This is a genomic window from Acinetobacter haemolyticus (genome assembly GCF_900406815.1).
Taxonomy (GTDB): domain Bacteria; phylum Pseudomonadota; class Gammaproteobacteria; order Pseudomonadales; family Moraxellaceae; genus Acinetobacter; species Acinetobacter haemolyticus_A.
Map to the genome: position 1 here is coordinate 41908 of NZ_OVCN01000015.1, position 14655 is coordinate 56562.

Here is a 14655-nt window from a genome sequence, read left to right on the forward strand (position 1 = left end):
AATGTCTACATGGATGTGGAACTCGTTAAGATGACTATAAGATTAAAGCTAACTTCAATGTCAACTATAATAAATCAAAAGTTAGAAAATAATTTGAAGAGCTGTAGGAAATGTGTAAGTAAAATTTGATAGGAAATATGGGGGAATAAATAAATCTTTTTCTATTCAACAATCAACAGACCGATTAAATAAAATTCAATTTTTAAACTTACATTTTTGCAATCAAAAGCTGACTGAAAGCATTGACCTTGAGGTGAACTTTAATCTTAGTATGGAGTAACTATCTGAAGAGATAGTGCCATATTTATCCAATTTACTGACATTGATTAGAACATACATTAGCAATCGAAATGTGTAAATTTTGCACAGGAGAAACAAACAATGGCATACGTTACAACAAAAGATGGTGTTGAGATTTTTTATAAAGACTGGGGGCCTAAAGATGCTCAAGTCTTATTTTTCCATCATGGATGGCCACTTAGTTCTGATGACTGGGACGCACAATTACTATTCTTTTTAAATGAGGGGTTCCGTGTGGTGGCCCATGATCGTCGAGGACATGGTCGTTCTAGTCAAGTATGGGATGGTCACGATATGGATCATTATGCTGATGATGTTGCGGCAGTAGTACAACATCTAGGTTTAAAAAAAGCTATTCATATTGGTCATTCCACTGGCGGTGGTGAAGTTGCACATTATATTGCACGTCATGGTGAAGAGAATGTAGCAAAAGCGGTATTGGTTAGCGCAGTTCCACCCATTATGGTAAAAACTGAAAATAATCCTGAAGGACTTCCAAAAGAAGTATTTGATGATCTACAAAATCAGCTCTTTAAAAATCGTGCTGAGTTTTATTACAACCTACCAGCGGGACCATTTTATGGGTTCAACCGTGATGGTGTTGAGCCATCTGAACCTATTATTTGGAATTGGTGGCGTCAAGGCATGATGGGTGGAGCCAAAGCACATTATGATGGGATTGTCGCATTTTCTCAGACTGACTTTACCGAGGATCTAAAAAAGATCTCAGTGCCAGTATTAGTTATGCATGGTGATGATGACCAAGTGGTACCTTACGAAAACTCTGGGGCTTTATCTGCCAAACTCGTGCAGAATGGAACGTTAAAAACTTATAAGGGTTTTTCACATGGAATGCTGACGGTAAATGCAGATGTCATTAATCCTGATTTATTAGCATTTATCCGTGAGTCTTAAGTATTACATTAATCATATCTATGTTAAAAAATAGAGGCAGATACAGCCTCTATTTTTTTATAAATAAAAAATGAAAGTGCAATTAAACCTTTAATTAATCATTGTTTAGAAAATTGTATTAAGAAATTGAGAAAAACTATTGACATTAAAGTTGGCTTTAATCTTAAAGTATAACCATACTGAAAAGAGGACACCGAAATGAAAGTGTTTGAGAAATTAGTTTTACCAAATGGCTCCCAAATTCAAAACCGCATTGCCAAAGCAGCAATGGAAGAAAACATGGCTGATTTAAATCATGCACCATCTGAAGAACTGATGCGTTTATATCAAGCATGGGCAAATGGTGGAGTAGGACTCATTATCACAGGTAATGTTATGGTTGATCGTCGTGCCATGACAGGGCCGGGTGGTGTGGTTCTGGAAAATGATAAGTTTTTAGATATTTTCAAACGTTGGGCTCAAATAGGCCGATCTCAAGGTGCGCAAGTTTGGCTGCAGATCAATCACCCTGGTCGTCAAATGCAATCAAATTTGGGACAGGAAACATGGGCACCCTCTGCTATAGGACTTGATCTAGGAAAAATGTCTGATCGTTTTAGTGTTCCGATTGAAATGACTCAAGACATGATCCATGAAGTCATCCAACGTTTTGCGAATACTGCGCGTTTAGGTGAGCAAGCAGGATTTACGGGTGTAGAAATCCATGCGGCACATGGCTATTTATTAAGTCAATTCCTTTCCCCACTTAGCAATCAACGCCAAGACCAATGGGGAGGTTCGCTAGAAAATCGAGCACGAATCTTAATTGAGATTGTCAAAGCAGTACGCGCAGTAGTTTCAACAACATTTACAGTCGCTGTGAAACTCAACTCTGCTGATTTTCAACGTGGCGGTTTTAGCGCTGAGGATGCACAGCAAGTCGTTCGCATGTTGAATGAATTAGCTGTCGATTTGGTAGAACTGTCTGGTGGTAGTTATGAAGCACCAGCGATGCAAGGTCAATCACGTGATGGTCGTACATTAGCGCGTGAAGCATACTTCTTAGAATTTGCTCAAGAGATTCGTAAAGTTGCCAACATGCCTGTCATGGTGACAGGAGGAATACGTCGTAAACAAGTCGCTGAAAAAGTAATTGAAAGTGGTGTAGATATGGTGGGGATTGCGACAGCATTGGCGATTGATCCAAACTTACCAAATGAATGGCAACAAGGACGAAACGTTTCACCTGAGTTAAAACCAATTACTTGGGACAATAAAACCTTAGCTTCCCTTGCGAATATGGCGACAGTCAAATTTCAATTACGCAAATTAAGTCTTGGTAAAAGACCAAATCCGAAAGTCTCTCCTTTATGGGCGTTAATACTTCAACAAGCCGCGATGACACGCCGTACTCGTCAATATAAAAACCGTATGCGTGACTATGCATTTTCATCTTAAATATCGAGGGCAGATTTGATGACAAATACAAATGATTCCAATTGGATGATTTATGGTGCAAATGGCTATACGGGTGAGTTAATCGCCCGTGAAGCTGTTCGTTTGGGTCTCAAACCAGTTTTGGCAGGGCGTACACAAACCAAAGTACAACAACTTGCTCAAGAATTAGGGCTTGAATACAAAGCTTTTGGCTTAGATGATGTGACGGCAGTGAGTGAACACTTAACTGGAATGAAGCTGGTCATGCATTGTGCTGGCCCTTTTTCCGCCACCTCAAAACCGATGATGAAAGCTTGTATTAGAGCGGGTTCACACTATTTGGATATTACAGGGGAAATTGCTGTATTTGAACTGGCACAATCTCTAAATACAGAAGCCCAACAAGCAAATGTTGTGCTATGTCCTGGTGTTGGTTTTGATGTGATTCCAACAGATTGTGTTGCGGCTGCACTCAAAGAAGCTTTACCTGATGCGACACATTTGGCACTTGGTTTTGACTCAAAAACCGGACTGTCTCCCGGCACAGCAAAGACCAGTACAGAAGGCATGGCAGATGGCGGGAAAATAAGAAAAGATGGCAAAATCACTACCGTTGCTTTAGCACATCACGTACGTCAAATAGATTTTGGTGATGGAAAGAAGAGCGCAATGAGTGTGCCGTGGGGGGATATTTCAACAGCTTTTTATACCACAGGTATTCCTAATATCGAGGTTTTTGTACCAGCGCCAACGACCATGATTTGGGGTGCAAAAATGTTGAATTGCATACGTCCTATATTCAAACTTAAATCAGTTCAAAACTTGATGAAATCAATCATTGAGAAATCTGTAGTGGGGCCTGATGAAGAGTTACGCGCTAAATTGCCGACCTATGTGTGGGGCGAAGCAAAAAATGCAAAAGGTGAAATTAAAACCGCACGAATACAAACTCAAAATGCTTATAGCTTAACCGTAAACGGCGCTTTAACAGTCGTTCGTTATTTACTTGAGCATGATGTTAAGGGTGCAACATATACACCAGCGAAGTTAATGGGCTACAGCCTTGTGACTCAGATCGAAGGCTCAAGTGATATTGTAATTTCTTAGATGTACTAGGGATAGGATCTATCATCTTTTTTAAATGTTTGTGATCCTAATGAATTTAAACCAATTCCAAATATTTTATTTCGAATTGGTTTTTTTATTACTTTAGTTTTTTAAATGATGCAAGTTGATATTAAATATAGCCATGTAAATTTATCTTATCTCGTGATGACTAAAATACTAAAAATATTTTAATAATCATGAAAATTATTTATTAGGTGAAAGCTCAAAAATTAGTATCTATGTCAGATACAAACAAAAAAAGTACTTCATTGGGAAGTACTTTGATTTAAATATAGCTTACTTTTTATTACTTTCATTACCTAAAGACTTCAATGGAATTGGCATATTCAAAGCCAACTGAGCATCTTTGACTACATCTAAACGCAATACTTTACCAGCACCGAGTTCATCAAGTAGTTTAGTGATAGGACCGCCATTTCGAACAAGCTTTACATTTCTAGGAAATAGCTGTTGCCCAAAGGCAAGTGTATTAGATTCCACGGAAGTACTGTGCCATTGGCCATCAACTAGATTAAACATCGTTTTAGTTTCGATATGAGATTGCGGTTTTACATGCTTAATCTTTGGTAACGGTGCAGTTAAACTTACATCTGGTTTGCCGTCAGTATTAAAAATTTGAGCTTCTACATTTTTATTACCAATCGTCATATCAATTGCTGTCAACCATTTAGGCAGTTGATAACCATATACACCACGTACACGAGCAATTTCTGTATCTACTGGCAATGCCAAAACATGACCGTAATATTTATGGTTACGCATTGAACTTAGCAACTCTGTGGTATGGAACTTATGTGCGCCAGGTTGGCGAACCACCACTGCAACGGATACTTCATCGTAAGGATCAACATCGCCTACAGCATAGGAAAAGAACGTAAGGGAAACTAAGCCATAGCCAGGAAAGGGTTGTAATGGCTCAAGTGGAGCAGGGAGTTTTGCTTTTAACTTGGATACTGGAGCAAGCATCAACAGTTGTACATTGCTGGTACGATAGTAAAAGTTTGGCGACCAAACTTTGCCAACACGAGTCTCTACCATTTTTTTAGGGATAGTACGGAAATAATCGATATTTCCAGCAGCAGGGTCTTTAGCAACCTCATCCAAGTCTGGATTCATGCGGAAACGATCATAATAACCACCTTTAGGGACATGGACTTTATAGGGTCCAAATTCAACTATGGTCGTTTGTCGATCATTATTCTCAACATTGCTAGTGGTGGTATGGGGTGTCGTAGCATGAGCAGATAAACTCAAAAATAGACTAATTGAGGCAGCAGAAGCTGAGCGACGAAATTTAACTTGATTGAACATTAGGGTGTTCCTCCTATTAACCTTAATCAAATGCTAAGATTAAAGTAAGGTTTAAGGTCAAGCTTTTTATCGTTAATGATGGAATTATTTTTGTCTTTATTTTTTATAAAAAATGGAATAAAACCAGATTATATAAATCTGGTTTCAAAAGTTGAGTGCAAGATAGATTAATACAGGGTTTTTAAGCGTTGTATTACAGCCTCTGCAATTTCTTTGCTCGATTGAGGGTTTTGCCCTGTAATGATTCGATTATCAGTAATCACATAAGAGGTGAATGGAACAAAAGAACGTTTATATTTAGCCCCCCGTTCGATCAATTGGTTCTGAAGTAGAAAAGGGACTTGAGATTTCATGCCTGATAAGGTCTCTTCAATATTTGCAAAACCCGTTACTGTTCTCCCCGCAATCAGTGATTTACCGTTTTGATCCTGCAATGGTAATAATCCGCCAACACCATGACATACCGCAGAAACCACACCTCCTTGCTGATAAATTGTTTCACTGATCTTTTTCAATTCTTGGTTATTTGGAAAATCCCACATCGTGCCGTGACCACCCGTGTAATACACTGCTTTATATTGAGATGGTACAACTGCATTTGGTGCCAACGTTGTTTTGAGTCGTTGCATAAATTCAGGATTAGCTAAATGTACTTTTGCTGATTTATCTAGATAGATTGCTTTTAAACTGCGCTCATCAAGTGGAACAGCACCACCTTGAGGACTTACGAAATCCATTTCATAGCCTGCAGCAAGTGCAGCATCGTAGAAGTGGGTAAGTTCTGTCAGCCACAAGCCCGTAGTATCTTTACGATCAGGATAAGCAGAGTGATTGGTCATCACCACTAAAATTTTTCCATTCGAAGCCGAATGTTTAGTCGGTTCAGATGCATAGGCAAAAGTACTTGCTAGAATTAATACAAAAAAGCCAATGAACCAATTTTGCAGAGTCCAAGATTTAAACATGACAGGTTCCTCATAGATTACCTGTCTCCAATGCTATGTTTAAAGTTCAGTTTAAGGTCAATAGTTTTTATGATTTAACGACAAATGGAGGGCTTATACTTGATCATTAGCATAGTAAAGATTAAGTAAACGTTGCGCATTTTCTTCACAGGTAATTTCATCAGGTTTGTTATTAATCGCATTTATCATGCTACGTAGATTATTTTTACTCATCGCTAACTTTTGCTCTAACTCCTCAATGTCTTTAATCTTGCTTTCCAATAAACCAATCAAAATATCATGATCCCATGTTGTCACATTAGATGGCAAAAATGATTTTATTTCTGCTAAAGAAAAGCCAACTTGCTGAGCTTGTTGAATTAAATAAAGCTGTTTGAGGTCGTTCTCGCTATATTCTCTATAGCCATTTGCTTTACGTTTTGCCTTTGGAAGCAGCTTAATTTGCTCATAATAACGAATCGTAGGTGTGCTTAGACCACTTAGTTTTGATAATTCGCTTATATTCATTTCACTTAATTCCACTTGACATTAAAGCCAACTTTAGACTTATAGTGTATCAAAAGCAAGATCAATAAAATTGAAAATAGAGGTTGCTATGACTAAACGAATATTACACATTGTCACCAATGTGGGTAGTTATGAAGGCTTAGATTACCCGACAGGGCTATGGTTAGGAGAACTTACCCATGCTTATGATGAGTTCGAAAAATATAACTATATCCAAGATATTGTAAGTCCGCTTGGTGGAAATTCACCAATTGAACCTAAGTCATTGGGACGTTTTATGGCTGATCAATCAGTATTAAAACGTAAAAATGATCCAGACTTTATGAGATTACTTGAGAATACAAAGAAACCCTCTGACATCCATTGGCAAGATTACGATGCGATTTATTACACAGGCGGACATGGGGTTATGTGGGATTTTTTAGATAATCCAGAACTCCAAGAAATTACTAAAAATATTTATGAAAATCGTGGAATCGTCTCGAGTGTTTGCCACGGTTATTGCGGATTATTAAATGTTCGGCTTTCGAATGGCGAGTATTTGATTAAAGGTAAAAAGCTGACTGGTTTTGCATGGTGTGAAGAAGTATTAGCAGGAGTGGCAAAAAAAGTGCCATATAACGCAGAACAACTAGCCAAAGAGCATGGTGCATCTTACGATAAAAAGTTCATTCCTTTTGCCCCAAATGTTGTTAAAGATGGAAACTTGATTACTGGTCAGAATCCGTTTTCGGCACGTGTTACTGCTGAGGCAATTATTAAAGCATTGGAAAAAAAGTAACTTAAGTTTGAAAATCACAGCACCTGTCTTCAATTTATCTCGATTCAAGACTGTGCTGTGATTGATATTAATGTTAGAAAGCTGCAATTCCTGTCTGAGCACGACCTAAAATCAGCGCATGCACATCGTGTGTACCTTCATAAGTATTGACGACTTCAAGGTTAACGAGATGACGGGCCACACCAAACTCATCGCTAATCCCGTTACCACCCAGCATATCTCGAGCCAGACGAGCAATATCGAGCGCTTTACCGCAGTTATTGCGTTTAATCAGTGAGGTTGCTTCAACAGATGCAACTCCTTCATCTTTCATACGACCAAAACGGAGCGCAACCTGTAAACCTAAAGCAATTTCAGTTTGCATATCAGCAAGTTTCTTCTGGATAAGCTGATTGGCGGCAAGCGGTTTGCCAAACTGTTTCCGGTCAAGCGTATATTGACGGGCAGTGTGCCAACAAAACTCTGCTGCACCCATTGCACCCCATGCAATACCATAACGAGCACTGTTTAAACAGGTAAAAGGCCCTTTTAAACCTCGTACTTCTGGAAAGGCATTTTCTTCTGGTACAAAAACATTATCCATAACAATTTCGCCGGTAATGGAAGCGCGTAAGCCAACTTTACCGTGAATAGCTGGAGCAGAAAGTCCTTGCCAGCCTTTCTCTAAAATAAAACCGCGAATCGCCCCAACATTGCCTTCAACCGAAACTTCTTTTGCCCACACCACAAATACATCAGCAATAGGGCTATTAGTAATCCACATTTTGGCGCCATTTAAACGGTAACCACCTTCTACTTTTTTTGCCCGAGTTATCATGTTACCTGGGTCTGAACCATGATCGGGTTCAGTTAAGCCGAAGCAACCAATCCATTCACCTGTCGCAAGTTTAGGAAGATATTTCTGCTTCTGTTCTTCTGTTCCAAATTCATTAATCGGTACCATGACCAGTGAGCTTTGTACACTTGCCATAGAACGATAGCCTGAGTCAACGCGTTCAATTTCACGGGCAATAAGACCATAACTGACATAATTTAAACCTGAGCCACCGTATTGTTCTGGAATGGTTGGACCAAGTAGGCCTAATTCGCCCATTTCCCTAAAAATACGAGGATCAGTTGTTTCATTTCGGAATTGATCAAGCACTCGTGGCATCAGTTTGTTCTGGCAAAATACATGAGCAGTATCTCGGATCATGCGTTCATCTTCAGTGAGTTGTTGCTCAATTAAAAAAGGATCATTCCAGTTAAACTCTACGCGACTCATTATTTATTCCTTCATGTTTATTCTATAAAAATTCCTAATTTTTTTTAAACCTAGCCCCCTGGGGAACTAGGTTTACCTAAAAAATTCAAATCAAGAGTAGACATAACTCTAGATAATTTGGGTAAGTAGAGCAATCAAGGCCCCCACAAGAACGATTTAAACCAGATGTTTAGATCATTTCGCGCATCACCACCTACGATCGGCGATACCCATGTGATGTTCTTTAGTGAATCTTTATTTCGTATAGCGATACTATAGTTCATAAAAACAACAAGATCAATCCATCAATATTTTATATTCCAGTTTATTTATACATAAAAGATAATCCATATATATCTGTCTAATTTTATTTATTTTTATGCAAAAAAAATTATATTCAACTGGAAAATTTTACTTTAGATGGAATAGTTAAAGGCGATACTCAAACCACCATTTCATGTGTAAATTAAATTGATTTTTAAAATGTTATGTATATATTAAAAAATGTAATACCGCCATGCAAAACTTTTACTAAGATAGATATCAATAGAAACTCTAAAGAATGAAATGGAATAAGTATGGGTGCTTTAAATGGAATACGGGTACTGGACTTAAGTCGAGTGTTAGCTGGACCTTGGTGTGGACAAATTCTGGCAGATTTGGGTGCAGAAGTAATCAAAATTGAGAGACCCAAAGTAGGGGATGATACACGCTTTTGGGGGCCACCATGGATGCAGGATGATACGGGTAATGATACGCGTGAAGCCGCATATTATCAGTCTGCCAACCGTAATAAATTATCTGTTGCAATCGATATTGCTAGTCCAGATGGGCAAGAGTTGATCAAAGCCTTGATTCAGGAGACAGATGTTTTGATCGAAAATTATAAGACGGGTTCATTAAAGAGATTCGGCCTAGATTATGAGTCCTTATCAACTATTAATCCGGGACTAGTTTATTGTTCTATTACCGGCTTTGGTCAAAATGGACCGAGAGCTGAAGAACCGGGTTATGATTTTATTATCCAGGGAATGGGCGGTTTGATGTCTGTCACGGGTGAGCGAGATGACTTGCCGAGTGGTGGTCCGCAAAAAGTAGGCGTGGCTTTTTCTGATTTGGCAACAGGACTTTATTCCACGATCGCAATTCAGGCTGCTTTACTTAATCGCCATACGTCAGGTTTAGGGCAATATATTGATATGGCTTTGTTTGATGTGCAAATAGCAACTATGGCAAATCAAGGAATGAATTATCTTTCTTCGGGAGTGGTTCCGATACGTTATGGGAATGCCCATGCTAATATCGTTCCATATCAAGTATTTAAAGCATCCGACCGGGAATTTATTATTGCATGTGGAAATGACGCTCAATTTGTTCAACTTTGTAAGAGTATCGAATTGCCCGATTTAGCATCGGATCCTCGTTTCGTTCAAAATGCAAATCGAGTCAAACATCGTAATGAAATAGTTGAAATTTTATCCAATCATTTCTTAACAAAAACAGCGGATGAATGGGTAAAAGCTATATATGCTGTCAAAGTTCCAGTGGGGGTAATTAATGATTTAGAACAGGCATTTAAAGAGCCTCAGGTGAGTGCCAGAAAGATGCTGATAGAAATGCAACATCCTCAACGCAAAAAACTAACGGTGATTGGCTCTCCTATTAAACTGTCACGAACCCCCGTCGAGTACAAAACAGCACCTCCTTTATTAGGAGAACATACCGAAACGATTTTAGGGCGAATTGTTTCACCAGAAAAATTGCAAGAACTTAAACAAAAAGGAGTAATTGCTTAAGAAAATCCTGTAAAAGACAGGGGTTATTTATTCTAAAAATAAGGAAAAGATAATATTAGTTACTCATATATCAGGTTGTATGTTATGAGCATGAATAGTGAATCCGTGGCTTATTGCGGTATATGCTATTTATTAGAGTAAAAATAGATTATAATTTTCGCAGTGCGAAACTAAAGTTTAGGTTGGGAATGTAATGAACAATGATGCATTAGAGATTGAACAAACAGAAAAACTATTAGTCCCTTTACGACATGAACTGTTACATCCTATCGAAGATATGCAAGACGAAAATGACCGACAGTTTATTACTGCGCTGGCTCGCGGCTTAGAACTCTTACGTTGTTTTACGCCAAAGCATCAGCATTTGGGGAATCAAGAACTTGCACAAATGACAGGTTTACCTAAGCCTACGATTACTCGTTTAACACATACATTGTCACGTCTGGGTTATATCAAACACGTTCCAAATTCAAACAAGTTTCAGCTTTCAGTAGGTGTACTTGCTTTTGGTTATTCCATGCTTTCCAATGTCGCTATTCGCTCTATTGCCAATCAATACATGAAAAATCTGGCAGATTATGCCGGTGCGGCTGTAGCTATGGCGACACGTGATCGACTGAATATGATCTATCTCGATGTCGTGCAAGGTAAGGGAAATATGACAATGCGACGTCAAGTAGGGACTTATTTACCGATTCATTTAAGTTCGATGGGCCGTGCATGTTTGGCTGCCATGCCTGAAGATGAAAGAGAGTTTTTATTAAATGCAATTCGTAGTAAACACAAAGACGAGTGGATGAAAATTAATCGGGATTTAGACAAAGCATTTAAAGACTACCAAGATTTTGGTTATTGTTTTTCGATTGGTGAGTGGCATAAAGATGTCAACTCTGTGGCAGTACCTCTGATCCACGAACAGCACGGTTTATTAGTATTTAACTGTGGTGGCCCAAGTTTTATTATGAATCGTGAAAAACTAGAAGAGGACATTGCTCCACGTCTTTTACATATGGTGAATAATATCCGTACTGAAATCAGCTAATTGATTTCTTTGGCACTTAAACCATAAAACCCGTCAAGTTTTTGTATCGGTTTTATGGTTTTTAAATGCTATTTACCTAATTTTTCAAATTTTATTGAAAGACAGGTTTTCTTTTTTGCTGAAAAGCCATTAATGCCTCTTTAAATTCATCTCCTTGGATACACGCTGAAAAAATAGAAGATTCATCATCGATACGTTTTAATAGGTCATCAATTGGCATGTCGCGTAATAGCTTTTTGCTCAGTTGCAATGCGTTATTTGGCTTATTTGCTAGCGTCATAGCAGTATTTCTAACAAGCGGTTCAAGCTCTTGTTCTGTACAGACTTTATTTACAATACCGTAATTTTGAGCTTGCTCAGCTGAAAACTTTTCACCCAACAAAATGAGTTCCGAAGCGCGCGCAAAACCGAGTAATCTTGGTAGGATATAACTGGAACCTGCTTCGGGCACTAATCCTAAATTGACAAAAGGAAACTGAAAAATAGTTTTGTCACTTGCATAAACCAGATCGCAATGTAGCAACATGGTACTGCCTATACCTATAGCAACGCCTTCGACTTTGGCAATGATCGGTTTTGGGAAAGTAGCTAAGCTTTTCAAGAAACGAATAGAAGCAGGCGGTTCCGAACCAAAATTTTTACGGTTGCTAAAAGCATTCACATCATTTCCACTGGTAAAGACTTGATTTGCACCTGTTAAGATAACGACATGAACTTCATCATTTACAGCGGCCTGATCCAATGCATGGCTCATGGCTGAATACATATCGTAGCTGATTGCATTTTTCTTACCGACGGTATTCATGGTAAGCGTCATGATTTTTCCATCCAAGTCTGTATCAATTTTACCCGTGGTCAATTGAGTTTTGGCATTATCATCCCGTTGCATCATTCCTTCCTTTTAATCACATCATAAAATTTAAACTTTTTAAAAACAGTTAATTGAAGATTTTCATCTATAAAATAGTTTTTTTACTCATTTGATAGTATAGAAAAAATATTTCGCCAACAATGAATTTAATGTATTTTAATGGTATTAAATTTTGTATTATGAAATAAATTGGTGTGAATGACTCATGTGATTGCTTATGCAACAATGATTATTCATAGCACGATCAAAATGCCAGATATTTACGGAAATAAAGAATCTAAGCACGTCATACAGCAAGTGGGAAAACAATGAAGACGAAAATTACTGAATTATTTGAAATCGAACACCCTATTATCCAAGGTGGTATGCACTATGTCGGTTTTGCAGAACTTGCCGCAGCGGTGTCTAATGCAGGTGGCCTAGGTATTATTACGGGCCTGACTCAACGTACCCCAGAAAATCTAGCAAAAGAAATCGCACGTTGCCGTGAAATGACGGATAAACCATTTGGGGTCAATCTCACCTTTTTGCCCACTGTCAACACGCCGGATTATCCTGGATTTGTGGATGCCATTATTAAAGGTGGAGTGAAAATTGTGGAAACAGCAGGGAGTAACCCTGTTGAAGTTATGCCATATTTAAAAGCTGCGGGTATCAAAGTCATCCATAAATGTACTTCTGTGCGGCATAGTTTAAAAGCCCAGCAAATAGGATGTGATGCTGTATCCGTGGATGGTTTTGAATGTGGGGGACATCCAGGTGAAGATGATGTCCCAAATATGATTTTGTTACCATTGGCTGCTGACGCTTTAGAAATTCCTTTTGTTGCTTCAGGTGGGATGGCGGATGGACGCTCTCTTGCGGCTGCACTCGCAATGGGTGCAGATGGAATTAATATGGGGACACGTTTTATCGCGACTCAAGAGGCACCTGTGCATGAAAATGTTAAACAAGCGATTTTAAATGCGACTGAGCGTGATACTCGCTTAATTATGCGTGCTTTACGCAATACCGAACGCGTTTTAAATAATAGCGCAGTAGAAAAGATTGTCGCGAAAGAAAAGGCTTTGGGTGATAAGATTAAGTTTGAAGATATTATTGAAGAAGTGGCAGGCGTTTATCCTAGGGTTATGATAGACGGTGAGGTTGAAGCAGGTGCGTGGTCTTGTGGTCTCGTCGCAAGCCTTGTTCATGATATCCCAACATGTGATGAGCTAGTGAGTCGTATTGTAAAAGACGCTGAAAATATTATTCGTCAACGTTTAATGGGTTTTTTATAAATTGAATTTTTAGAACAAGCTCACTATTTAATAAAAAAACCAGCATAAGTCTATTATGCTGGTTTTCTATATATTTCATTCACTCTGTGAATCAAAATGAAACTAAAACTTCAATACCAGACCATTAAATTAAATGGATCAAGTGATTAATCTCAGTGAGTTTCATTCAAAGCGTCATGGATATTATTGACCATATGAATTAAACGCGGTCCAATCTCACCTTCGAGCTTTTCTGGATTCAAATGAAAGCTTGGTGCGCCACAGTTGAAAACATAAAGACCATGTTTAGAACTGACTAAAGGTACTGCTACAGAGTTTACTTCTTTTTGCCATTCACCTAAAGAAAGGCAATAGCCATAATCCTGATAATCTCTAAAAGCTCGTTCTAATGAACGTTTGATAACTGCCCAATTTTCAGGATGTTTCTTTTTCAAGGCATCCAGTAAAAATTCGCGCTCACGTTCAGGCGTAGCAGCAAGACAAGCTCTCCCCATCGAACTACTATAAAGCGGCAAGGTAGAGCCGACTGGACGGCGCATATTTAAAGTGGTTTCTATTTGTACCACATCAATATAAACCATATTTAGCCGGTCACGAGTAGCCATAGCGACTGGAGCCTGAGCATATTCACTCATCTCTTCCATATATGGATGAGCAATATTTCGGATAGATATATTTGATAAAGCCGAATAACCTAAAGCTAGAACACCAATATCAAGCATATATTTAGTCGAATTTGGCAATTGTTTTAGATAACCTAAAGACACTAAGGTATTTGTAATACGGGCAATCGTCGGTTTAGGTAATCCCGTCATTTTTGCTAATTCTTGATTACCTAATACTTGATTATTGGCAGAAAAACAGCGCAAAAGCTCTAAACCGCGAGCAAGTGAAGCAATGAATTGTGGGTTATTTTCTCGGTGAATATGGGAAATAGGATCAAGACGGATCTCATCAAAATTGATTGTTTTCTCATTTTCTAAATTTTGCGACATTCAATCCTCGAATATAATAAGGCAATAGTTTTGCCATTATATTTCGCTATGCAAAATAAATCCATTCATCAATGATATACATATGATGAATGGATACTGAATGTG

13 protein-coding genes are annotated in these 14655 nt (G+C 38.4%); 7 read left to right on the top strand and 6 right to left on the bottom strand.

Translation table 11 applies throughout. From position 1 onward, the window contains the following. Nucleotides 1–381 precede the first annotated feature (381 nt). From DK207_RS11620 to DK207_RS11630, 3 genes are all read left to right on the top strand, one after another. Nucleotides 382–1215: an alpha/beta fold hydrolase gene (locus DK207_RS11620; RefSeq protein WP_109441320.1), complete on the top strand. Its 834-nt coding sequence runs from the start codon at nucleotides 382–384 to the stop codon at nucleotides 1213–1215. A 198-nt stretch (nucleotides 1216–1413) separates the two neighbouring features. Then, the gene (locus DK207_RS11625; protein ID WP_109441321.1) at nucleotides 1414–2652 is read left to right on the top strand and encodes an NADH:flavin oxidoreductase/NADH oxidase family protein; all 1239 of its coding nucleotides are present in this window, start codon (nucleotides 1414–1416) and stop codon (nucleotides 2650–2652) included. Nucleotides 2653–2670: 18 nt separating this feature from the next. Then, complete coding sequence (locus DK207_RS11630) at nucleotides 2671–3738, top strand: saccharopine dehydrogenase family protein (protein ID WP_109441322.1); 1068 nt, start codon at nucleotides 2671–2673, stop codon at nucleotides 3736–3738. A 297-nt stretch (nucleotides 3739–4035) separates the two neighbouring features. On the opposite strand, the gene DK207_RS11635 is transcribed toward DK207_RS11630, so the two are convergent. The 3 genes from DK207_RS11635 to DK207_RS11645 form a co-directional block, all read right to left on the bottom strand. Next, the gene (locus DK207_RS11635) at nucleotides 4036–5070 is read right to left on the bottom strand and encodes an acetoacetate decarboxylase (RefSeq protein ID WP_109441323.1); all 1035 of its coding nucleotides are present in this window, start codon (nucleotides 5068–5070) and stop codon (nucleotides 4036–4038) included. Nucleotides 5071–5237: 167 nt separating this feature from the next. Further along, nucleotides 5238–6035, bottom strand: coding sequence for a type 1 glutamine amidotransferase domain-containing protein (locus tag DK207_RS11640; RefSeq protein ID WP_109441324.1), 798 nt, complete (start codon nucleotides 6033–6035; stop codon nucleotides 5238–5240). A 93-nt stretch (nucleotides 6036–6128) separates the two neighbouring features. Further along, nucleotides 6129–6542, bottom strand: a complete 414-nt coding sequence (locus DK207_RS11645) for a MerR family transcriptional regulator (RefSeq protein WP_109441325.1) — start codon at nucleotides 6540–6542, stop codon at nucleotides 6129–6131. 88 nt (nucleotides 6543–6630) lie between these two features. On the opposite strand from DK207_RS11645, the gene DK207_RS11650 reads away from it, so the two are divergent. Next, nucleotides 6631–7323, top strand: a complete 693-nt coding sequence (locus DK207_RS11650; RefSeq protein ID WP_109441326.1) for a type 1 glutamine amidotransferase domain-containing protein — start codon at nucleotides 6631–6633, stop codon at nucleotides 7321–7323. A gap of 73 nt (nucleotides 7324–7396) precedes the next feature. On the opposite strand, the gene DK207_RS11655 is transcribed toward DK207_RS11650, so the two are convergent. Beyond that, entirely contained in the window at nucleotides 7397–8587 is a 1191-nt protein-coding gene (locus DK207_RS11655) for an acyl-CoA dehydrogenase (RefSeq protein WP_109441327.1), read from the bottom strand. Between the two features lie 557 nt (nucleotides 8588–9144). Here DK207_RS11655 and DK207_RS11660 point away from each other — a divergent pair. Next, a complete protein-coding gene (locus DK207_RS11660) occupies nucleotides 9145–10362 on the top strand; it encodes a CaiB/BaiF CoA transferase family protein (RefSeq protein ID WP_109441328.1) in 1218 nt (405 codons plus the stop codon). A 193-nt stretch (nucleotides 10363–10555) separates the two neighbouring features. Next, nucleotides 10556–11404, top strand: a complete 849-nt coding sequence (locus tag DK207_RS11665; protein ID WP_109441329.1) for an IclR family transcriptional regulator — start codon at nucleotides 10556–10558, stop codon at nucleotides 11402–11404. Between the two features lie 91 nt (nucleotides 11405–11495). Here DK207_RS11665 and DK207_RS11670 read toward each other — a convergent pair whose 3' ends face one another. After that, nucleotides 11496–12293, bottom strand: coding sequence for an enoyl-CoA hydratase (locus tag DK207_RS11670; RefSeq protein WP_109441330.1), 798 nt, complete (start codon nucleotides 12291–12293; stop codon nucleotides 11496–11498). Between the two features lie 290 nt (nucleotides 12294–12583). Here DK207_RS11670 and DK207_RS11675 point away from each other — a divergent pair, with 290 nt between their 5' ends. Continuing rightward, nucleotides 12584–13555: an NAD(P)H-dependent flavin oxidoreductase gene (locus DK207_RS11675; RefSeq protein WP_109441331.1), complete on the top strand. Its 972-nt coding sequence runs from the start codon at nucleotides 12584–12586 to the stop codon at nucleotides 13553–13555. Nucleotides 13556–13707: 152 nt separating this feature from the next. On the opposite strand, the gene DK207_RS11680 is transcribed toward DK207_RS11675, so the two are convergent. After that, complete coding sequence (locus DK207_RS11680; RefSeq protein ID WP_109441332.1) at nucleotides 13708–14550, bottom strand: IclR family transcriptional regulator; 843 nt, start codon at nucleotides 14548–14550, stop codon at nucleotides 13708–13710. Nucleotides 14551–14655 lie beyond the last annotated feature (105 nt).